Origin of the sequence: Burkholderia sp. S171 (genome assembly GCF_009766085.1) — a bacterium.
Classification (GTDB): domain Bacteria; phylum Pseudomonadota; class Gammaproteobacteria; order Burkholderiales; family Burkholderiaceae; genus Caballeronia.
Window position 1 is genome coordinate 16,339 of record NZ_LMUF01000033.1, and the last position, 21,884, is coordinate 38,222.

Genomic DNA, 21,884 nt, shown 5'->3' on the forward strand with positions numbered 1-21,884 from the left:
TGTCGAACACATTCCAAGCGTACGTTAAGCGTTCTGGCAGCGACGGGCCGCGCTCGTCAAGTTAACATCAGTAGCGGATGCCTGGACAACGCCCGTGCCAGGAATGAGCTTCTTCCAGCGCCGTAGCCAATTGCAACAGCGTACCTTCTCCGCCGAGTCGGCCGACAAGTTGAACGCCGATCGGAAGTCCCGCGCTACTGCTGTGCAGCGGCAACGAAATACCCGGCTGCCCACTGACGTTGAATGGGAACAAAAATGCCGTATCGGGAAGAAATTCGGCGTTGTATGCCTCGTAGTCTCCAACGCCCATTTTGCAAGCCGAGCCCAGTGGGAACGCGGTCCGCCGCATGACGGGCGTGATAAAAACATCGAACGGCTCAACGTTTTGAGCGATCTTGACGCCCGCAGATCGAAGCGTGTCGATATCCTTCGCGTGTTGCATTCCGTCGATGCTGCGACCTTTCTCAATGTTCGCCCACGTGTAGGGTTCGACGTCGTCCCTTGTCAGTGGATGACCAAACGTGGACGCGGCGTCAGCGAACTGAACGGCCGCCTGAACAGCGATCATGTGCCGGTAGGCCCTCCACGAATTCTCCACGTCAAACTCAAGGTCGTGTTCCTCGATGCTGTGGCCAAGCGCTTCAATCTGAAGGGCTGTCATCCGAATTGCTTGCGCCACCTCGGGATCAACTTCTCCTCCGCCGGGCAGGGACACGCTGAAAGCGCAGCGCAATTTACCCGGCCGCGCCAAGGCTTGAGCAGAGAAAGACGTTTCAGGAAGTGGCAATGCGTAGGGCTCTCCCGTCAGTGCCCCGCCGACGGCATCAAGGTAAGCGGCGGTATCCCGAACCGAGCGCGACAGGCACAGGAATACGGCTCCGCCGTGCCAGAAGTCCGTCGCTGGCGCGACCGTGATGCGCCCACGGGACGGCTTTAGTCCCACCAATCCGCACACGGACGCGGGCATGCGGATCGAGCCGGCGCCGTCGCTCCCTTCGGCGAGTGGGACCATACGGGAAGCCACTGCCGCTGCCGCGCCACCACTAGAGCCACCCGGCGTAAGCTGTGGATTCCAGGGGTTTCTCGCCGGCCCGTTGAGTACGGACTCGGTCGTTAACGCCCAGCCGTTTTCGGGGACGTTGGTAAAACCGAAAGGCACCAGGCCAGCAGCTCGCATTCGACGGACAGCTTCGTTGTCAGCAGTTGAAACCGGATTGTATTTTTTATAGTAACGGCAGCTATTGGTTGTCTGCATCCCTGCCGCAGCTGTCGCAAGATCCTTTAGAAGAAACGGAACGCCGGCGAACACGCTCGTGAGCGGCACCTTCGATGCCTCCGTCCGCGCAAGCTCATACGCTTTCTGAGTGACCGCGTTCAACTGCGGATTCAATGTCTCTACTGCATCGATTGCCACTTCCAGCAATTCGAGCGGCGAGATCTGTTTTTGTTTAACCAACGCCGCAAGTCCCAGCGCATCGGTGTTTGCATAGACTTCTGCCAATTCTTTGGTAGTGCTGCTCATTTCCTGCTCCTTTTCAGCTATTGGTTTCCGCTGGCGCTCGATGGCCAGCGATTTTTTTACTTAAGATTGGCTCACGTCAGGCCGGTATTCTTGCAGTGCCGCCGGAAGCGAGTGCACCGACTCCGCTTTCTGCCGCCTGCGGAACCCAACGAGGTGTACGAAAGCCGCGACGCAGGCAAGTCCGAGCGGGTAAAGCCAGAACGACTTCCAACTTGCCAAAGCGAGGCCGCCGGACGCTAGAGGCGTATAGGAGTTGTAGATATGGCCTGCGATTTGCGCGCCAATCAGCATGCCGAGCCCGTACGTGAAGATCATCACCAGTCCTTGGGCTTGCCCCTTCGCGGCATCCCCGGCAATTTTCTCCGTATAAATGAAGGCCGTGACGAAAAGAAAGTCATAGCAGATGCCGTGGATTGCAATGCCGATGAAAACAAGCGTCAGGCTTGGTGGCACGGAGCCGAAGGTGTAGAGACAGTATCGGACGATCCAGCCAACCATGCCGGCAAAAATCATCCATTTGTAGCCGACGCGCTTGATGAGCAACGGGATCAACGCGATCGCCACGAGATCGCTCAATTGGCCGATCGTCATGACGGTGCCGACCTGTTTGAAACCAACCGCATCGGCGAACGTTGCTGTGTAGGCATAGTAGAACGTCAACGGTACCGAAATCAACATCATGCATAGCAGCAGGACGACAAATTGGCCATTCTTGAACAGCACCAGACCGTCTCGAAACGACGAACGGTGTTGCGCCGCGGCGGAAAGATCTGGACGTCGCTTCGGCAGCGTCAGGCTGACAAGTCCAAGGACTGCCGAGGAAACGGCAGCAATATCGAAGACTATCGTGCTGTCCGACAATCCCATTGAACCGATAAAGAAGCCGGGTACGATCCAGCCCACGTTAGCGAAGATCCGCAGGTAGGGAAAATTCTCCGCCGTGCCGAGATGGTGGAACGCCACGTTATTGGTCAGCGACAACGTTGGCATGAAGCACATGTTGTAGACGAACAGCGTGGTCAGCAGCCAGAACGCATCGTGACGTTCGATAAGCGTTGGGACCATGGCAAGCAAGACCGCCCCGATCAGGTGCAATACAGCGAGCACGCGTTCGGCGCTAAAGTACCGATCGATGAGATAGCCAAAGAGAAACGGAGTAATCAGGGATGCGATCGGAGCAAGCGAGTAGACGTTGCCGATTTCACTACCCAGACCGTGCTTGCTCAATACAAGCCCTGCGGTGACGTACCACGCCCCCCAGATAAAAAAGTTGAGAAACATTACTGCCGCTATACGCACATAGACGCTCATGATGCTCTCTCTTAACTGAAGCAAGACGTTGCATGCGAGTCGAGGCGCGCGCCGGTGTGTCCGGTAGCGACTGCCTGATTGACCCGAAAGAAGGCGTGCGCCAACTTGGCGCGCCGACGGTCAATATGATTTGTTTCGAATGCCATATAGTTCCTTCTGAAAGATGTTGATGCGGCTTACGATGGCTCTCACGCCGGTCGTCAATCCGGATGCGGCAAAAGTGCATTGATCGCGCCATGCCACACCGGATGAAAACAAAGCAGCGATAGATCAGAAGGAATGTTTCATCGCGATACGCAACGCCAGTTGACGCTTGTTGCTTGACGCGTTGAAGCCGGTGATCTGCGCGACTTGTGCGGCGCCCGCGGCCTGTTGATAGACCGCCATCGCATAGACATCCGTTCGTTTCGACAGGAAATAGTCAGCCATCAAATTGACCTGGTGGTATTTGGGACTCGTGTTCGTTGCGTTGTTGTCACCAAAGGTATAGGTATAGGATCCGAGCACGCTGAACGAAGGCGTCAGGTTGTAGTGCACCGCGGCTTCAAGATTCTTGAAGCTCACGTTATGGCCTGCATCACCCCCTTCAAACAGAGTGTCCGTATAACTCAGCAGAAACTTGGCTTCGCCGAGTGTGTACGAAGCGCCTGCACCAAGGATGTTTTGATAAGTCGCCGCCGCGAGATAACTTCCGTAGACCGTGTTAGTGAACCCGGCGCTGTTTTGCAGGTAACTATTCAAGCCAGTTGCGGGGCTGTTTGCACGAAGATAGCCTGCGCCAATCCCGAACGGTCCGTACGCGTAGTTCGCACCCGCGCTCCACATGCCGTTTTTATTGAATTGCCCCGCTATACCCCCAAGGCTGTACACCCCGCCGAACGTCAAGCCTCCGTAGTTCGCGCTTTTGTACTTGATGGTGTTTGTTTCAACGACACTGTTGTCAGTATTGTCGACGTCTTGCGGGTGTGAAAAGTACAACCCCGCATATCCACCATTTGACGTGTACGGAGCAACGAAATCAACAATCGAGTCGTATTGAACGCCCATGGTGAGCGTGCCGTATTGTCTGCTCGCGATACCCACGTAAGCTTGCCGGGTAAATTCCGCGTTGGGTCCATATCCCTGACCGGTGAATCCGCTGAACCCACTTTCGAGTTTGAACACAGTCGACAATCCACCGCCGAGGTCTTCCGCTCCCGTCAGGCCCCAATGGCTTCCCACGGGTACACCGCTTACTGCCTGAACGCTGCTTTTACCACCCTGGTTGGTCGAGTAAGTCAGACCTGAGTCAATCAGCCCATATAACGTAACGTTGCTTTGCGCTGATGCTCCACATGCGTAGGCGAAAGCGGTAAGACCAAGAACAAGACGCGGGTTCACTTTTATCTCCAAAGGTAGTTGCATAAATGCCATAGGCGGCAGTTGCGGTTCATCGGGCATCGCGTAGCAATGCCGCATTCGTTATGTAGTAGTGCTGATAAAACGATCTGAAATTTCTTGTTTCCAGCCGACAAGCCTCAGCGCCGTTCGCCAATAATATTCAGTACCTTGCTAACATGCGTCACGGCACTCTCTTGCTTCGGTCCGAACGCGCGGCTACTTGACTGCGACCGTGAAACAAGCTTAAGTAGAGGAAAATAATTTTTCAATAGGTAAAAACATGTCGGCCATGAAAAAAATTACCCAAACACTGCTTGACCGTATGCGCTCGTCGCTCCAGACGCTCAGCCCGGCCGAAAAACGCGTTGCGATGACCCTGATCGCAGACTTTCCCATCACGGGCCTGAAGACCCTCGTTGAGATCGCAAGCGCGGCGGGCGTTAGCGCCGCGACCGTATCGCGCTTTACGGAAACGATCGGCTTTTCAAGCTTTCCTGAGTTTCAGCGCGCCCTGCACGGTGACGTGGTTGCCCGGTTTTCATCGCCTGGTGCACTGTTCGAGAGACTGCCCGGACCTGCCCCGGATGCGGGCGATCCGGCAAACTCCACCCGGCTGTTTTCGCGCCTCATCAGCCAAACCATGGATTCGCTGAACATGGATGAGGTCCGGTCTTTCGTGGAAAAACTCGCCGACCCCAAGCGAACGATCTACTTTCTTGGCGGCAGGCAAAGCACATCGATCGCACGTTACTTTCAACAATTGCTGCACAACGTGCGAAGCAAAACCGTATTCATCGAAACGGTGGATACCGCCGCCATCGACATGCTGCTGGAACTGGACGCGCGAGCCACGCTGGTAGCCTTTGACTTTCGACGGTATCAACAAGACACGGCGGACTTCGTGCAGGCCGCCGACGCGCGTAAGGCACAGATTGTCCTGATTACCGATCCCTACATGTCGCCCGCCGTCAAGTTCGCCAGCCAGGCATTCATTTGTCACACTGAAACGGGTTTTCCGTTTGACGGCTACACCAGCGCGCTCGCGCTCGTCGATTTCTTCATGCATCAGATTTTCGTCACGAGCGGGGAAAAAGTTCACGACCGCATCTCGCGGCTCGAAAGTGTGCGCGAAGAGTTCGGGTTGGAATACGTGCTGAAGCAGTGAACCGTGCGACGCCGCCATCGCACGGCTCTAGCGTTAGGACGCGGTCATATGCGGATACCCATATGACCGGTCAGCGACGCGCGTCTCCTTGATGGTTCGCGGTGATACCCAGCGCAGGAGGTTGAGCGGCGAACCGGCCTTGTCATTCGTGCCGCTGCGGCGCGCTCCGCCAAACGGCTGCTGCCCGACCACGGCACCGGTCGGCTTGTCGTTTATGTAGAAGTTGCCCGCCGAAAAGCTCAGCGCGTCACGCGCCGAAACGACCGCGCTCCGCTCTTGCGCAAACACGGCGCCGGTCAGCGCATACGGGCTGGTTTCGTCGACGAGTCGCAGCACCTCGTCCCATTTCGCGTCCGGATAAACGTAGACGCTCAGCACTGGACCAAATATCTCTTCGCGCATCGTCACGGCCTCTGGATCAAACACTTCTATCACTGTCGGTTCAATGAAGTATCCGGTTTTGTCGTCGCTTGAACCGCCCGCTACGATGCGAGCCGTGGCATCGGATCTCGCTGCGACCAGATAACCCTCGATCCTCGAGAACGCTTTCCGGTCGATCACCGCGCTCATGAAATTTTCGAAGTCCGTCACGCGTCCCATCTTGATATCGGCGACCGCCACCACGAGGCGTTCCTTGACAGCGGGCCAAAGGGACGAAGGAATATAAGCGCGCGACGCCGCGCTGCATTTCTGCCCTTGGTACTCGAAGGCGCCGCGGATCAACGCGATACTCAGGGTGTCGACGTCGGCAGATGGGTGCGCGAGAACGAAGTCTTTGCCACCCGTTTCGCCGACCAGCCGCGGATAACTCCGATACTGCGTCAGGTTGGCCGACGCCGACCGCCAAAGCGAATCGAACACCATGGTGGAGCCCGTGAAATGCAGGCCGGCGAATTCGCGCGATGCGAGCACGGCTTGCGTAATGGTCGCAGCGTCCCCGGGAACAAAATTGATGACGCCGGGCGGCAATCCGGCCTCTTCCAGCAGTTGCAGGAACAGATAGTTGCTAAGCGCGGCCGTCGCAGCGGGTTTCCATACAACCGTGTTGCCCATCAGTGCCGGCGCGCACGCGAGGTTGCCACCGATCGCTGTAAAGTTGAATGGCGTCGCAGCGTAGACGAAGCCTTCGAGCGGCCGGTATTCGAGCGAATTGCTGACGCCCTTTGGCGAGCGTGGTTGCATCGCGTGGATCTGGCGCGCAAAGCTCACGTTGAAGCGGAGGAAATCGATCAGCTCACACGCCGAGTCGATCTCCGCTTGCTGCACGGTCTTTCCCTGACCGAGCATGGTCGCGGCATTCAGGCGTTGCCGCCATGGCCCCGCCAGCATGTCCGCCGCCTTGAGAAACACTGCCGCGCGGTCTTCGAACGACCAGCGTGCCCAATCGTGCTGTGCGCTCACGGCCGCTTCGATCGCACGCTGGACGTCAAGTGGGCTGGCCTGAGAAACCTGTGCAAGCACATGATCGTGCTGATCGGGACGCGTCACGCCAACTGTGTCGCCCGAAACAACGCGGCTTGCCCCGATCACGACTGGAATTTCAACGACTGCGGATAACTGTGCATTCAGTTCAGAGGTCAGGACAGACCGCTCCTCCGAGTGGGGGCGGTAGGTCAGGACCGGTTCATTGGGCGGTAAAATATCGCTGTTCATGTCATTGTCCAAATAGGATTTTTGCTTAAAAAACATGTCGGGACCGGCTACATATTCGGATAGTTCGGGCCGCCGCCACCCTCAGGCGTCACCCACACAATGTTCTGGGTCGGGTCCTTGATGTCGCATGTCTTGCAATGCACGCAGTTCTGGGCGTTGATCACCAGGCGCTCACTGCCGTCGTCGTTATCGACGAACTCGTACACGGCCGCCGGGCAGTAGCGCGACTCCGGACCGGCATAGATTTTCCGGTTCACATTCACCGGCACTGCAGGATCTTTCAGCGTCAGGTGAGCCGGTTGATTCTCTTCATGATGAGTGTTCGAAATGAACACTGAGGACAACCGGTCGAATGTCAGCTTGCCATCCGGTTTCGGATAGGCGATGGGTGTGCACTTCGAAGCGGGTTTTAACGTCTCATGGTCGGATTGCTGATGATGCAGCGTCCAGGGCATGTTTCCCCCAAGCAGCTTCTGCTCGACGGCAACCATGGCGGTGCCGAGATAAAGGCCCTTGCTCATCCACTGCTTGAAGTTACGCGAACGATGTAATTCCGCATGCAGCCACGACGTCTTGAAGCTCTCCGGATAAGCGGTGAGTTCGTCTCCCTGGCGTCCCGCCTGGACTGCATCGAATGTAGCCTGCGCCGCCAGCATGCCGGTCTTGATAGCCGCGTGCGAGCCCTTGATGCGCGATACATTCAGGAAACCAGCATCGTCGCCGACCAGTGCACCGCCCGGAAACACCAACTTTGGCAGCGACATCAATCCGCCTGCCGTTATTGCCCGCGCGCCATAGGAGACACGTTTTCCGCCTTCAAGAAACGTACGGATTGCCGGATGCGTCTTGTAGCGCTGGAATTCCTCGAACGGCGACAGGTACGGGTTCGTATATCCCAATCCCACCACAAACCCGGCCATGACCAGGTTGTTATCCATGTGATAGAGGAACGAGCCGCCGTACGTATCGCTTTTCAGCGGCCAGCCGGCCGTGTGCATCACCAACCCGGGTTTATGCTTCGACGGATCGATTTCCCACAGTTCCTTGATGCCGATCCCGTAGACCTGCGGATCGACGCCTTCGCGCAGGTTGAATTTATCGTTCAGTTGACGGCCGAGGTGCCCGCGCGCGCCTTCGCAAAACAGCGTGTACTTTGCGTGCAGTTCCATACCGGGCTGAAAGTTCTCAGTCGGTTTTCCGTCACGGCCATTGCCAAGGTCGCCGGTCGCGACGCCTTTGATCGAGCCATCGTCGGCATAGAGAATTTCTGCAGCTGGAAAGCCCGGAAAAATCTCGACGCCTAACGCCTCAGCCTGCTGACCGAGCCAACGAGTAAGGTTAGCCAGTGAGATGACATAGTTGCCGTGATTCTTGAAGTTATCCGGTAGCGCCCATGTCGGCGCGCTTCTCGACCCGGTGGCGGTCAAGAACAGGAAGCGGTCTTCGGTCACATCGACCGTGATCGGCGCGCCTCTTTCCTTCCAGTCCGGAATCAGTTCGGTCATCGCGCGCGGATCCATCACCGCGCCCGACAGGATGTGCGCCCCGATCTCAGATCCTTTTTCCAGTACGCATACGCTCAGTTGAGCGTCGTGTTCAGTCGCCAGTTGCTTCAAGCGGATCGCCGCGGAAAGTCCGGCAGGGCCGCCGCCGACGATCACCACGTCGTACTCCATCGACTCGCGAATTACCGCCGTCTCGCCGGCGCACAAGTCTTTGTTTGCTTCGAAACCCATGACGTCACCGATCCGCTATCACAAGCACAGCTCTGGCAGCGAAAGGTCGACAGACCTGTCCGTACCCTCTAGCGGATAGATGCGCCGCGCATTGCGAAAAGCGATCGAAGCGGCAATCTGCTCGGCATCTTTCGCCGTGCATGCACCATCGGCAATCCATTCGTCCAGTACGATGCCTAGCGTCTTTCGAAACTGCAGCGCGCCCAGAAAATGCAGTTCTGGCAGGCCGAACGCATCCGAACTGAAAAGTTGCTTTGAGAATGGGCCCATTTCCATCGCATGGCGCATGGCAGTCACTGCCGACGGTCCCAGGAAATTCAAAATCGCACCGACGTCGTAATACACGTTCTGGAAAATTTCTGAAAGCCACCCTGCTTCGCGAATGAACGGATAGTTGTGCAACAACGTGACCGGCACGCGCGCCTCTTCCGTCACTTTCAAAAAGTCCGTGAAGTGGGTCGGATCACACGCGTGCATGTAGACGTCGGGGTCTCCGAATCCGACATGCAGTTGCAGCGGGAATTGTTTCTCCCGGCAGATATCGAGCCCGAGGAAAAGACCGAAGCGCAACAAGACGGGGTCCATCAGACGAGGGGCGCCATCCCCCATCGACGCAAGCCATTGGCCCGCTGCTGCTTCGACGTCATGCGCGGACGGCCGCGTCTGATCGATCTTGAAGGTTGCGCGATAGGCAACGACACTCTTCAGACCAACCGCGTGAACGACGCGGGCGCGCAGTTCCGCTTCGCAACGCCTGGCGAAGCTGGCCGCATCGCCATTTCGCGCCACGCTTTCAATGACAGCTTCAATACGTACTACTTCGCAAGCCGCGGCTGCGCCGAGTTGACCGACCTCGAACGGGTCCGTCAGGCGAGCTGATCGATGTCCGGTGTCTACCAGATACGTGTCGATGCCGGACGCACACAGCAGGCGCCGCGACACTTCTTGCGCACCGAGTTCGAGGCGCCGGGCCACATAGGTGTCCGGATCGGCGAAAGGCTCCAGGTCCAGCACCGGCGCGCAATGACGGCGAATGAGCAGCCCCAGCGGCTTGTCGAAATGGCTGGTGCCGGGCGGCGGCGGCAGATAGCTTTCCGACATCAGGCCCTCGAGCCCCTTTCGGTCGAGATCGCTTTTGATTGTGCCGTGGCAGTGATGGTCAACAAGTCCAAAATTGAGGTCGATCATTGCGTGTCCCTAGTAGATATTCCGATAGATGGCGCAGAGTTCGTCTGGCGACTTGTCCTTCACCGCCGCGATCTCGGATCGCTTGACGCTCTGAAACGCATCGTGCAACAGCGGTGGCATCCAGGAGCGTGCTTCGGTATCGTTGGCAAGCGCATCGAGCGCTTCGAGAAGGCTTGCCGGCAACGGCTCGATACCGAGCGAGCGGCGCTCTTCGTCCGACAGATCGGCTGGATCCCGGTCGACCATGGGCGGCAGGGGAAGCTTGTCGCGGATGCCGCTAAGACCGGCATACGCCAGCATGCCAATGAGCAGGTACGGATTGCACAGACCATCCGGCGGCCGAAACTCCAGGTTGATTGCTCGCGCCCGGTCCGCCTCCTCACGGGACGCCGGCGGGCAAACACGAATTGCAGCTTCGCGGTTCTGCAGGCCGAAAGATTTATAACCGCAACTCCAGTGGTGCGGTCCCAACCGGAGGTACGAAATAGGCGCGGGCGCGGCAATTGCGCAAATCGCGGGCATGTGCCGCATGATGCCGGCGACGAAGGAACCGGCCTGCGGCGAAATGAGTGCGGGCGAGTCCTTGTCGTAGAGAACCGGCTTGCCGGCGGCATCGAGAAAACTGAAGTGAACGTGCTGACCGTTACCGACTTCATCCGGCGCAGGCTTCGGGGAAAATGTGATCTTCATGTCTTGACGGCGCGCGACTTCACGAAGCACTTCGCGAATCATCACCGCGCGATCCGGGCCGGCCATCCCCGCGGCCGGACCGCAGGCGATTTCTAACTGTCCCGCCCCGAACTCGGGTTCAACCGTCTGTGGATCCAGGCCGGCTTCGCGCAAGGCGAACACGGCGGCATCGAAAAACTTTGCGGATGTCCGGAACGCATCGAGCGTGTAGACCGGCCTCGCCGCGACTTCCGGCTCACCAAGGCGCGTGAACTCGAACTCGAAAGCGCTGAGCAGGGTCCATCCTGTTTCCTGACGTAACGCACTCAGCGCCGCATCGCAGAACGAGCGCGGACAACAGTCCCATGGCTTGCCGTCACGGTCAACCGATCGCGTCAGCACCATGTTGAACATAGGCCATTCGTCGCGGGCGGCCAGCAACGCATTGGTGCCCACCGGCACTTGCCGTACCTCGTCGAGTGGTCCCCACGGGTTGTCCGCGACCGTTCCGAAGGGCAGGATTGCCTGTCCGGCGGCAGGCCAGCCGACCCCGTAACGGCCAGCAGCACTGAGCTGATCCTGAAGCACCGATCTGCACCGAACAAGGCCAGTGAGATCACACCAGCTCAACATTGCCACGTCTCCGTTCATTTCAACTCCTTCATGTTCCACTTCAAATCAAATGACCTGGCACGGGCTCCAGGCGAAAATTGGGACTCGCCGGGAAACTGCTCAGACTTCTGCAAGCATGATGATCTCGCGGCGCATTGCCAGACGCGCCTCGGGCTCGCCAAGTTCGCGCGCGGCACGGTGCCCGGAGTAGACGGCAGCTGCAATGGTCCCGGGCGCATCGCAATCGCCGATCAGACGGATCGACTGAATGCCCGCGTCCTGCAAGCGTTCGGGTGCGCTGCCCAGCGACTCATAGACACCTTGGATCGGCTCCCTTGACGTGACGAGAAGCACGCCAGCGGCCTCAACGACCCTTGTCCTGTCCGTGTAGACGCAACTGAGAACAACGCCGTCCTGACGGAGCCCGGCTATGGACAACGAAGGCAGGATGGTGACGCCCGACTCAATGAGCCGACGTTGAATGCGTCCCTGCTCGAGTGTGTTGTGCGTCCACGCCGCCACGTCGGGCGCCGGTGTAACGAAGATGACTTCTATGCCTCTCGACACCAGGAGCTCGGCGAGCACGCTGCCGATGTAGTAGTGGTCATCGTCGAACAGCACTAACGGTGACGGCACGTCCGCACCGGCGAGAACGTCGTCCGGCGTCAGCAGCTTCAACGGGCTTGGCGCGTTCAACGGCTCGCGGATCGCCCGGCCAAGCCCATCGCGCCGCCAGACCGACCCGGTCGAGATGAAAACGTGCCGGGCGCCGAACTCAACTATTTCGTCCGGGCCGGTTTCGCTTTCCCGATAAATTTCCACGTTGGTCAGACGGCTTAAAGCGTCTACTCGGTAGTCAATGACCCGCCCCCACGTGGCGAGTCCTGGCAACCTGGCTTCACGCGCCACTCGTCCGCCTAACGACCGGGTGGATTCGACCAGCACTACCTCGTAGCCACGCAGTCCGAGTACGCGCGCGCACTCGAGTCCGGCCGGCCCCGCTCCCACCACGAGCGCGGTGGCGTCGGTGCTGCGAGGCTGAACGCGTTCCGGATGCCAGCCACGCCGCCATTCTTCACCCATGGTTGGATTCTGAGTACAACGAATTGGCGTACTGGTGTGATCGCCGGTCACGCAAATGTTGCAGCCGATGCATTCGCGTATCTCATCGACCCTGCCCTCTTCGATCTTCTTCGGCAAAAACGGATCAGCTATCGACGGACGTGCCGCGCCGATCAGATCGAGCACGCCGCGCCTGACCTGGGACACCATGGTGTCAGGCGAAGTGAAGCGTCCGACACCTACGACCGGCTTGCTCGTCAGCGACTTGATGCCCGAAAGAATCTCCTCCTGATACGCCTCGCCGGCAAAGCGCGATGTGACGCTGTCGTTGGACCAGTCGGCAACGTTGATGTCCCACAGGTCAGGTAACTCTGCAAGAAGCGAAAGGATCTGCGTTCCTTCGGTATCCTTCGACAAACCAATCGGTCCGGCTTGCTCATCGATTGCGAGCCGGACTGCGACGGCGCAGCGGTCGCCCACCGCATCTTTAGTGTCTTCGATGAGTTCGCGCAGAAGCCGCACGCGGTTCTCCAATGCGCCGCCGTACTCGTCGCTGCGGCGGTTGTTCCGGCGCGTGAGGAAGTGGAACGGCAGCCCGAGATCGTGCCCTGCGTAGACATAGATGACGTCGAACCCGGCATCGCGCGCGCGGATCGCCGCAGCACGATGGATCGCTCGCAGCGATTTGATATCGGTCAAGGTCATGGCCCTGGCCTGCACCGGATCGTATCCCCTTACCGGCGTGTTGGACGGCGCCCAGGGTATCTCCCTGCTGGTCCTGTTAGGCGCCGAATAGCCGTTGAAAGCCAGTTCGACGCCTGCGAGCGCGCCGTGTTCGTGGACCGCGCTCGTCATGCGTTCAAGGGCCGGAATGTCCCGCTCGTCCCACAACCGGGCCTCAACATAGGGCGAAAATTCGCTGAGAGGACTGATCTCGCATTCCTCGGTGCAGATAACGCCCCAGCCTCCTTCGGCCTTGACACCTCGCATGCCGGCCATTGCGGACGGGTGCGCGTGCCCCATGCCGTTGCAGTGCGGCACTTGGTAAAAGCGGTTCTTTGTGCGAACGGGACCGATTTGCACCGGCTCGAAAAGGATGTCGTAACGCGGATCGCGCATGTTCTTCTCCAGTCTGTTCGCTGTCAGGAACCAAGCCACGGCGACGCCGCCGGGAGGAACGCTTGCTGCAGGCTGCGGTCCTCCGCATACCACTCGTCAACCGACTCGCAACCGAGGAGCGCGTCGACAAAGACGTCTGCCCATTTGATTGCTTCGGACTCCGTCTCGACCAGGTCCTGGCGGAATTCGACCTGAACATGGGCGAGGCCGCGCCGGCCAGCATTCTCAGGGGTCGTGAAATCGACGCCCAGGTCCAGCGAATACGGCAAGTTGTCGCCGACGACGAGTGCTTCGTCAGATCCGAGTCTGGCGAGTAACGGTTTCGCAACGCGATCGTCATGCGACCAGCTAATGCCGATCTCCCACGGACGTCGCCGCCCCTCCCAGTCGGCTGCACACGAATGGACGGAGATAAAAACAGGCAAGCCGCCCTTCGCCTGCATGGCGTTCAACTCGTCGGAAATAGCTTGCTGATAGGGCTTGAATATCTCGGCGATGCGAGCCTGCCGGTCAGCGTCAGTCAATTCAGCGTTGCCCGGAATCCGGATGCCCCCGGAGACCGCGGGTATCGATGCAGTATCAGTTGGATAGCGGTTGCAGTCGATTACAAGTCGCGAGAAACCGCACTCAATCAGCGTGCAGCGCAAGCGTTGCGCAATCCTCTGCCCGATCACCCGCGTGCCAATGTCCCAGCCGATATGCGAAAGCCTGTCTGCTTCGTCCAGCCCGAGTTGGCCCAGTGCGAGCGGAATTTGTGCGGACGCGTGATCCGAAACAACCAGCCAGTCAAGGCTCCCGCCTTCGTGACGCGCGACGGGCGGTGGATCCTCTGCCGACAGCAACGTAACGCCTGGCGAGAAAGGGCTGAGCGGGTGGATCGTGTTCAAGTAATGCCTCCGTAAAGTGCCTCGCCGACGACCCGTCTTCAGTGTCAAGATAGTTTCATATGGCAATTTTTATAGAATTATGTAACGTTTTTTTCATAAACGCCAGCATCTTCGCATGAAAAATATTTTTCATTTAATTCGACATTTATCATTTCAGTGTTTTTTTACCGGTCATGACATGTGTGCGGAAAACGTCTAAGCACTGTGCTTGAATCCCGCCCATTCCGCCGACAAATCTGCCTTGCCGATCGCAGTTCGCGCGACGGTTACGACAAACCAGCGGTGAACGCCGGGATGACCTCGAACAAATCGCCGACCAGGCCATAATCCGCGACACTGAAAATGGGCGCTTCCGGGTCTTTGTTGATCGCGACGATCACCTTCGAGTCCTTCATGCCGGCCAAATGCTGGATCGCACCCGAAATGCCGACGGCTATGTACAGTTGAGGCGCGACGATCTTGCCCGTCTGGCCGACCTGATAGTCGTTTGGAACAAACCCCGCATCGACCGCGGCGCGCGATGCGCCCAACGCTGCGTTCAGCTGATCCGCCAGCGGCTCGAGCACTTTCGCGTAGTTCTCGCCGCTGCCGAGACCCCGGCCACCCGATACGACGATCTTCGCCGACGTAAGCTCCGCACGGTCCGTCTTGGTCACCTCACGGCCGACGAACTGCGAGATACCTGCGTCCGCAGCGGCTTCGATCTTCTCGAGAATCGCGCTCCCGCCTTCGGCCGCAACGGGGTCAAAACTCGTCGATCGAACCGTGATGACCTTGATTGGGTCAGCCGATTGCACAGTCGAGATCGCATTGCCCGCGTAAATCGTGCGTTCGAACGTGTCGGCCGACTTCACGGAGATGATTTCACTGATCTGCGCGACGTCTAGCTTCGCTGCAATCCGCGGCGCAATATTCTTGCCGTAGGCAGTAGCCGGCGCGAGAATGTGTGAGTAGTGGTTAGCAATGCTCATTACTGTAGATTCGACGTTTTCCGCCAAGCCGGCTGCGAGTTGCGGCGCGTCGGCCAGCAGGACTTTATTGACGCCGGCAATTTTCGTTGCTGCCTCCGCTACGGCCTGCGCGTTGTGCCCTGCCACCAGCACGTGAACGTCGCCACCGATCCTCTGCGCCGCCGCGATCGTGTTCAGGGTCGCACTTTTAAGCGATACGTTGTCGTGTTCTGCTATTACCAAATTCGTCATTTCGTCTCTTTCCGCGTTTTGCTTAAAGCACGTTGGCTTCGATCTTCAGCTTCTCGATTAGCGTCCCGACGTCCGGTACCTTCACACCAGCGGCCCGCTTCGGCGGCTCGGCAACTTTCAGCGTCTTCAGGCGCGGCTTGACATCGACGCCAAGATCGTCTGGCCTGATCGTCTCCAGCGGCTTCTTCTTCGCCTTCATGATGTTCGGTAGCGTCACGTAGCGCGGTTCATTAAGACGCAGATCGGTGGTGATTACCGCAGGCAGTGTCAGCGACAGCGTTTCCGTGCCGCCGTCCACTTCACGCGACACAGTCGCGCGACCGTCAGCCACGACGACTTTCGATGCAAATGTCGCTTGCGGCAACCCGGCCAGCGCGGCAAGCATCTGACCGGTCTGATTCGAGTCGTCGTCGATCGCCTGCTTACCGAGGATGATCAACTGCGGCTGTTCGCGGTCGACCAGCGCCTTTAACAGCTTCGCCACAGCCAGCGGTTGCAATTCCTCCGGGGACTCGATCAAGATCGCCCTGTCCGCTCCAATGGCCATCGCCGTACGCAAGGTCTCCTGCGACTGGCTTAACCCGGCCGAGACGGCGATAACCTCGGTAGCCACACCTGCTTCCTTTAATCGAACCGCCTCTTCAACCGCGATCTCATCGAAGGGGTTCATCGACATCTTCACGTTCGCGAGATCGACGCGGCTCTCGTTTGCGTCGACGCGTACCAGGGTGTTCGAATCGATCACCCTCTTAACTGCCACAATCACTTTCATACTTGAGTCTCGCTTTTTATGGGGCGCAGCCTTTGAAAACCGATACCCTACAAAGGTCGGGCCAGCGGCAGAAAGATTATTTTATTTCATATTTTGATAAATATGAAATAAAGAATAATTTTCTCCATTCCGTTTGCCACGCTGCTATATTTAGACAATCCGGTGCCACCGCCCAGGGAGGTCCTTCATGGTTCGACTGGTCATGATCCTCCTCGGCGTCGACTATCTGCGCACGCGCTGGAAGGCGTTGATGGTGGCGGGATGGCTCAGCGTGGCGCTGGGCGTCGAAGTGTTCATCGACATGATGGATGGCTCGCTCTACTTTCCGCTCAAGCCGTTCGCTTTCGTGCTTTTGCTGGAAGGCCTCTCGACGCTGGCCGTCGCGTGGACTGGCATGGGCGGCCAGCGCACGCTGCGCTACGTGAAAGGCTCAGCCTTCACGCTGGCAGCCGCATTGATCCTGATTGGCACGCTACACGCCAACTTTATCCTCGCGATGATCTTCGGCACGCTCTTTTTCGCCGACGGCGTCCTGCAGATCATTTCCGCCAGAATCGTGCGGTTCCGGCGCTGGCGTCTCGCCATCGCGGGCGGTGTGTTTGAAATGGTGCTGGCGTTCATCTTCTACTCGCCCTATCCCTTGCCGTACGCGGGGACAATTCCCTACTGCGTGTCGCTCGGCCTGCTGTTCGGCGGCTGGAACATGATCCTGCTCGCCATGCGCGTGCGCCGGATGAAGCACAACCCCGCAGTGGCGGATTCCATACAGACGCCAACCGCCGCGCCCGAAACGGAACGGGCCAGTTCGAGCGTATCGGAATGGGACGGTCCGCCATCGGACGACGAACGCGCCCTCACCATTCACGTCTGGATGCCGGCCGCCACCGCCAAGGCCGAGGCGCAGCCACGTGTGATCGTGAACCGCTATATCGCGGCCGTCGACCGGAATGGCGCGATATCCACCGGCCACGCGGCGCTGGAATCGCCTGAAGGCATCTATATCAGCCTGTATCCGGGCACAGAAATCGATCGTTCGCCTGAGGAATTCGGGCGCATGCTGCGTGCGACACGCGAAAACGACATTCCAGGCGTCTTCCAGCCCGACTACCGGACTGAGGCGAATGCGTGGTGCGAGTCGACCGTCAAGGTGCGTATCCGCAACTACGATCCGGAACGCTTGCGACGGTTTTGGGACGCGTGTCGACAGGACAATACTTATAACCTGACGTATCGCAATTGCTCGAGCACCGTGGCGCGCGCGCTCGAAGCGGCGATCGAAGGTGCGTCGGCGCGGGTGTGGGCCAGGTCCGGCGGCTGGAAACCCCTGGTGCGGGTCATGTCGACGCCCGAATTGTGGGTGGCGGCCCAGGTGCGCAAACGCGGCGCAACGATGGCCTGGACGCCCGGCCTGACCCTCGACTACGCCCGCGCGCTCAGCATGCTCGCCGATCCGAGGCCGCTCGGCTGGGTCAAGATGGCGCGGCTCGCGCTCAGGACGATGGTTCGCTCACGTCGCCGCTGGCAGGCTGAGGAGGCCGAACAGGCGAGCGCATCGGCACAAGGCACCACGCGTACAGAATCCTGAAGAAAACAGGCTCGGCGCGCGTGGGGCGTTACTCGGACTTGGAGCAGCAGCCGATCTTGCAATCTGCCTACCGTAGGGACCCGCCGTACATAGATAACGTGGGCCGCAACACCTCGCTGAGAGAGGTAACCACGATAGCAACACAGCAGGCTCTGAGAGGAACCGCCAGGATCCGCCGACGCTCACTGCCCAGCGCGCCTCCTGCCTTTCCTCGGCTGCGCAACGTCCGCTTGGCCAGCCTCAGTATCAGAGGACAAGGCCGCTTTCAGCACCTCTAAAAACTGGCCGATTGGTGGAGGAAGATTGCGGCCTCGCATGGTTGTCACTTGCAAGAAGCGCTCATTCAACAGAGGTTCGTCGATGCGCTTCGCCAATAAGGCCGGCACACCCTCTATGCCTCGCAACGAAATCGCGCTACCCAGCGTGATCGCTCCGGTCAACGCTGCGAATTGATGCATCGCGCTGGAATTGTTGCTGGTGAACAGCGGCTCAAGATGTCTACCGCGCCGCGAACAGCACCAGTCGATAAGTTGACGAACCGTCGTCCCTCGCTCGAGGACGGCCACCGGATAGTCAAAGAGATCGTCAAGCGTGAGGACCTCCTTGTTCGCCAAGGGATGCGATGGACGAAGCAGCGCGCACACCGGCGCGCTCATGCTGAACTCGGCATGAACACTGGGGGAGGTCGATGTCGAAAAGGCGAGCCCTACATCGACCTCCCCCAGCGCAACCCATTGTTCCACCTGCGAGGGCGTTCCAGAACGCAGCACGAACCGCGCTCGGGGATGCTCGGCATGGAAACCCGCGAGAACACGCGGGAGAAAATTTCGCGTGAAGCCTTCAGTGCAACCGACGCTCACGATACCTCGACCCAACGCGTGCGCCTCGGATATTTCGCTCAATACAGCGTCCGCGTCCATCAGCGCGCGCCGGGCATGTTCCGCGAGCAATTGGCCGGAGTCCGTGAGCACCATGCCGCGAGGCATGCGCTCGAACAATGGCGTGCCGACCTCGTCTTCGAGTTTGGCAATTTGCCGGCTGATGGCGGACACGGCCACATGGAGGCTCTCAGAGGACGCCGCCAGCGACCCGGTTCGTGCAACCTCTAGAAAATACCGAAGCGCTATTCCATGAATCATATCCACACCCTTGTGCATTGCCATTTCGGCAATGCTAACCGCCAATTTTGAAATTGTGGCGAATTTATGGCGTTCATAAACTTCGCTTCACATCATTCAGCGGTTGAGAAGAACTCAATGGAATCACGTCAAATCACGCGCGCGTCGGCCATTGCCGGTGCATACGAAATCTTCGATTCGGGCACGCTGCTCGCCGATTTACGACGCCGGGTGACGTTCAGAACCGAGAGTCAAAACCCCTCTGCAATCGGGGCCCTCTATGCGTATCTGCAAACAGAAATAGCGCCGACGCTTTCAAAGCTGGGTTTCGAGAGTCGCATCGTCGATAACCCTGCGCAAGACGGAGCCCCGTTTTTAATCGCCGAGCGTCATGAGGGTGTCCACCTTCCCACCGTGCTGACATATGGGCACGGGGATGTCGTCAGAGGCTACGACGAGCAGTGGCGCAGCGGCATCACGCCGTGGGACATGACCGTCGATGGAGACCGCTGGTATGGCCGTGGAACCGCGGACAACAAGGGCCAGCACTCGATTAACTTCGCGGCGCTAGCGGCCGTTATCAACGCCCGGGGCGGCAAACTCGGGTACAACGTCAAGGTCATATTCGAAACCGGTGAGGAAATCAGCTCGCCGGGCCTCAACGCAGTCTGCGCTGCCGAAGCCAATGCACTTCGCGCCGATGTGTTCCTGGCATCCGATGGCCCGCGCGTCTCGGCGCACCGCCCTACGCTCTTCCTGGGCTCACGCGGCAGCGTGCGGTTCGAATTGCTCGTCGACCTGCGTGAAGGCGGGCACCACTCAGGAAATTGGGGTGGAGTCCTTCGCAATCCGGCGGTCGTACTCGCCCATGCACTCGCAACACTGGTCGACCGCGAGGGACGGATCATTGTCGAGGGGCTTCGACCGCCGCCTATTTCCGCCGCTGTCAGGAATGCCCTCGCCGATATCGAACTCGGCCGCGACGAAAGTTCGCCGCGCATCGACCCGGCATGGGGCGAGCCCGGACTGAGTCCGACCGAGCGTGTCATCGGATGGAACGCCCTTGAAGTCCTCGCGATGCAGTCCGGCAATGCCGATGCCCCGGTCAACGCGATCCCGCCCGTTGCGAAGGCCGCATGCCAGTTGCGCTTTGTCGTGGGTACAGACTGGGAACACGTGCGTGAGCATCTCGAGAATCACTTCGAGACGCACGGTTTCAAACACGTACAAGTAAAGGTGTCCGGCGGCACGCCTGCTACCCGCCTCGACCTCGACGACCCGTGGGTTCACTGGGCGCTCGACTCGATGCGCGCCACCACGAACAAGAAGCCCGCCCTCCTTCCCAATCTCGGTGGCACGGTTCCCAACAATGTGTTCGCGATAACGCTCGCGCTGCCGACGCTTTGGATTCCCCATTCGTATCCGGCCTGCAATCAGCACGCACCGAACGAGCATTTGCTCGGCTCCGTTGCACGCGAGGCGCTCGGCATCATGGCCGGGTTGTGGTGGGACTTGGGTGAGTCCGGGCCGGCTATCGTCAAACATCGGACGTCAGGCGCCTAGAGCGCTCCGCTAAATCCTTTCTTGCCCCAGGCCGAATCATGCAGAAGAAACCTCTCAGTCTGACGCAGGTCGTCGTTGCGACCTCTGCCGGCAATGCGCTGGAATGGTTCGATATCGCCATCTACGCCATCTTCGCGGTTTATATCGCCAAGAATTTCTTTCCTGCGATGAACGAGACAGCGTCAATGCTCCTGACGTTCGGCACGTTCGGCGCGTCGTATCTGATTCGTCCGCTGGGCGCCATGGTGCTCGGTGCATACGCCGACAAGCACGGGCGCAAGAAAGCGCTGCTGCTGACGGTCGGTTTGATGATGGTCGGCACGGCCATCATTGCGATGATTCCGACCTACGCAACCATAGGTCTCGTGGCGCCGATCGGCGTTTTTGTTGCGCGCCTGATCCAGGGATTTTCGGCCGGCGGTGAGTTCGGGGCGTCAACGGCGATGCTCATTGAGCATGCGCCGCATCGTCGAGGGTTGCTGGCAAGCTGGCAGTTCGCGACGCAAGGTTTGGCAACGCTCGCAGCGTCCATTTTCGGGTACGCCCTTGCGAAGCTCATGTCACCCGCGGACTTATCGGCATGGGGTTGGCGAGTGCCGTTTTACTTTGGCTTGTTGATTGGACCGGTCGGTTTATATCTGCGCAGATTTCTCGAGGATGCGCCAGACTTCACCAAGACCACCCATACGGCAACGCCCATACGTGACGTGTTCGCCAAGCAAAAGCTCATATTGCTGGTGTCGATTGGCACACTCACCGTCTCGACCGCCGTGAACTACTTGCTCCAATATGTGCCGACGTTCGCGATCCGCGAACTTCATCTTGACCCGTCCACGGGGTTCGCAGCCAGCATGCTCGCGGGAGCGATGTTGACCGTCATCACCCCGTTCGCCGGCTATCTGTCCGATCGTGTTGGACGATTGAAGCAGATGTCACTGACCGCCCTCTTGTTCCTGGTCACGGGATACCCCGCATTCTCATACGTGGTCTCGCATGTGTCGGTCGGCGCGCTATTCATGCTGGTCGGCTGGCTCGCGCTGCTCAAGGCCATTTACTTCGGTGCGCTGCCGGCCTTGATGTCGGAGCTGTTTCCCGTTTCTACCCGCGCGACCGGCATGTCTATTGGGTACAACATCGGCGTGACTATCTTTGGCGGCTTTACTCCCGCCATCATCATCTGGCTCCTGAGCGCCACGGGCAGTAAAGCTGCGCCCAGCTTTTACCTGATATTCACTGCCGTGATCAGCCTCGGCGCACTGGCTTCGGTGAGCAGGATGCAACGCAAGCCAAAACGAGACTACCGCACGGCGCAACAAGCCGGATGATGCGGCAGGGCATTG

The 21,884-nt window shown here is 59.0% G+C and carries 16 protein-coding genes; 4 read left to right on the forward strand and 12 right to left on the reverse strand.

Annotated elements, in window-relative coordinates; translation table 11 throughout:
* Nucleotides 1-67: 67 nt before the first annotated feature.
* The 3 genes from GSQ93_RS17735 to GSQ93_RS17745 all read right to left on the reverse strand — a co-directional run bounded on the left by GSQ93_RS17735 (nucleotide 68) and on the right by GSQ93_RS17745 (nucleotide 4,213).
* Nucleotides 68-1,522 carry an amidase gene (locus GSQ93_RS17735; protein WP_158936971.1) on the reverse strand — a complete coding sequence of 485 codons (1,455 nt, stop codon included), beginning with the start codon at nucleotides 1,520-1,522 and terminating at the stop codon, nucleotides 68-70.
* Between the two features lie 60 nt (nucleotides 1,523-1,582).
* Nucleotides 1,583-2,833 carry an MFS transporter gene (locus GSQ93_RS17740; protein WP_158936972.1) on the reverse strand — a complete coding sequence of 417 codons (1,251 nt, stop codon included), beginning with the start codon at nucleotides 2,831-2,833 and terminating at the stop codon, nucleotides 1,583-1,585.
* Between the two features lie 270 nt (nucleotides 2,834-3,103).
* The gene (locus tag GSQ93_RS17745; protein ID WP_254073922.1) at nucleotides 3,104-4,213 is read right to left on the reverse strand and encodes a porin; all 1,110 of its coding nucleotides are present in this window, start codon (nucleotides 4,211-4,213) and stop codon (nucleotides 3,104-3,106) included.
* Nucleotides 4,214-4,502: 289 nt separating this feature from the next.
* Between GSQ93_RS17745 and GSQ93_RS17750 the strand changes: the two genes are divergently transcribed.
* Entirely contained in the window at nucleotides 4,503-5,378 is an 876-nt protein-coding gene (locus tag GSQ93_RS17750) for a MurR/RpiR family transcriptional regulator (RefSeq protein WP_158936974.1), read from the forward strand.
* A 33-nt stretch (nucleotides 5,379-5,411) separates the two neighbouring features.
* Here the strand turns inward: GSQ93_RS17750 and pruA are convergent, their stop codons facing one another.
* The 8 genes from pruA to GSQ93_RS17790 all read right to left on the reverse strand — a co-directional run bounded on the left by pruA (nucleotide 5,412) and on the right by GSQ93_RS17790 (nucleotide 16,278).
* A complete protein-coding gene (gene pruA, locus GSQ93_RS17755) occupies nucleotides 5,412-7,031 on the reverse strand; it encodes an L-glutamate gamma-semialdehyde dehydrogenase (RefSeq protein ID WP_158936975.1) in 1,620 nt (539 codons plus the stop codon).
* 47 nt (nucleotides 7,032-7,078) lie between these two features.
* A complete protein-coding gene (locus GSQ93_RS17760) occupies nucleotides 7,079-8,767 on the reverse strand; it encodes an electron transfer flavoprotein-ubiquinone oxidoreductase (RefSeq protein ID WP_216857631.1) in 1,689 nt (562 codons plus the stop codon).
* An 18-nt stretch (nucleotides 8,768-8,785) separates the two neighbouring features.
* Entirely contained in the window at nucleotides 8,786-9,955 is a 1,170-nt protein-coding gene (locus GSQ93_RS17765) for an amidohydrolase family protein (protein ID WP_158936976.1), read from the reverse strand.
* A 9-nt stretch (nucleotides 9,956-9,964) separates the two neighbouring features.
* Nucleotides 9,965-11,275, reverse strand: a complete 1,311-nt coding sequence (locus GSQ93_RS17770; RefSeq protein WP_158936977.1) for a glutamine synthetase — start codon at nucleotides 11,273-11,275, stop codon at nucleotides 9,965-9,967.
* Between the two features lie 81 nt (nucleotides 11,276-11,356).
* Complete coding sequence (locus tag GSQ93_RS17775; protein WP_158936978.1) at nucleotides 11,357-13,417, reverse strand: NAD(P)-binding protein; 2,061 nt, start codon at nucleotides 13,415-13,417, stop codon at nucleotides 11,357-11,359.
* A 23-nt stretch (nucleotides 13,418-13,440) separates the two neighbouring features.
* Nucleotides 13,441-14,304, reverse strand: coding sequence for an N-formylglutamate amidohydrolase (locus GSQ93_RS17780; RefSeq protein WP_158936979.1), 864 nt, complete (start codon nucleotides 14,302-14,304; stop codon nucleotides 13,441-13,443).
* Nucleotides 14,305-14,570: 266 nt separating this feature from the next.
* Nucleotides 14,571-15,506, reverse strand: coding sequence for an electron transfer flavoprotein subunit alpha/FixB family protein (locus tag GSQ93_RS17785; protein WP_158936980.1), 936 nt, complete (start codon nucleotides 15,504-15,506; stop codon nucleotides 14,571-14,573).
* A gap of 22 nt (nucleotides 15,507-15,528) precedes the next feature.
* Nucleotides 15,529-16,278 (reverse strand): electron transfer flavoprotein subunit beta/FixA family protein, encoded by a 750-nt coding sequence (locus GSQ93_RS17790; RefSeq protein ID WP_158936981.1) that lies wholly within the window; start codon nucleotides 16,276-16,278, stop codon nucleotides 15,529-15,531.
* A 187-nt stretch (nucleotides 16,279-16,465) separates the two neighbouring features.
* On the opposite strand from GSQ93_RS17790, the gene GSQ93_RS17795 reads away from it, so the two are divergent.
* A complete protein-coding gene (locus GSQ93_RS17795; protein WP_158936982.1) occupies nucleotides 16,466-17,863 on the forward strand; it encodes an HdeD family acid-resistance protein in 1,398 nt (465 codons plus the stop codon).
* Nucleotides 17,864-18,045: 182 nt separating this feature from the next.
* Here the strand turns inward: GSQ93_RS17795 and GSQ93_RS17800 are convergent, their stop codons facing one another.
* Complete coding sequence (locus tag GSQ93_RS17800; protein WP_158936983.1) at nucleotides 18,046-19,002, reverse strand: LysR family transcriptional regulator; 957 nt, start codon at nucleotides 19,000-19,002, stop codon at nucleotides 18,046-18,048.
* Nucleotides 19,003-19,119: 117 nt separating this feature from the next.
* Between GSQ93_RS17800 and GSQ93_RS17805 the strand changes: the two genes are divergently transcribed.
* A complete protein-coding gene (locus GSQ93_RS17805) occupies nucleotides 19,120-20,544 on the forward strand; it encodes a M20 family metallopeptidase (protein ID WP_158936984.1) in 1,425 nt (474 codons plus the stop codon).
* Nucleotides 20,545-20,579: 35 nt separating this feature from the next.
* Nucleotides 20,580-21,869, forward strand: a complete 1,290-nt coding sequence (locus GSQ93_RS17810; protein WP_158937017.1) for an MFS transporter — start codon at nucleotides 20,580-20,582, stop codon at nucleotides 21,867-21,869.
* Nucleotides 21,870-21,884: the final 15 nt, after the last annotated feature.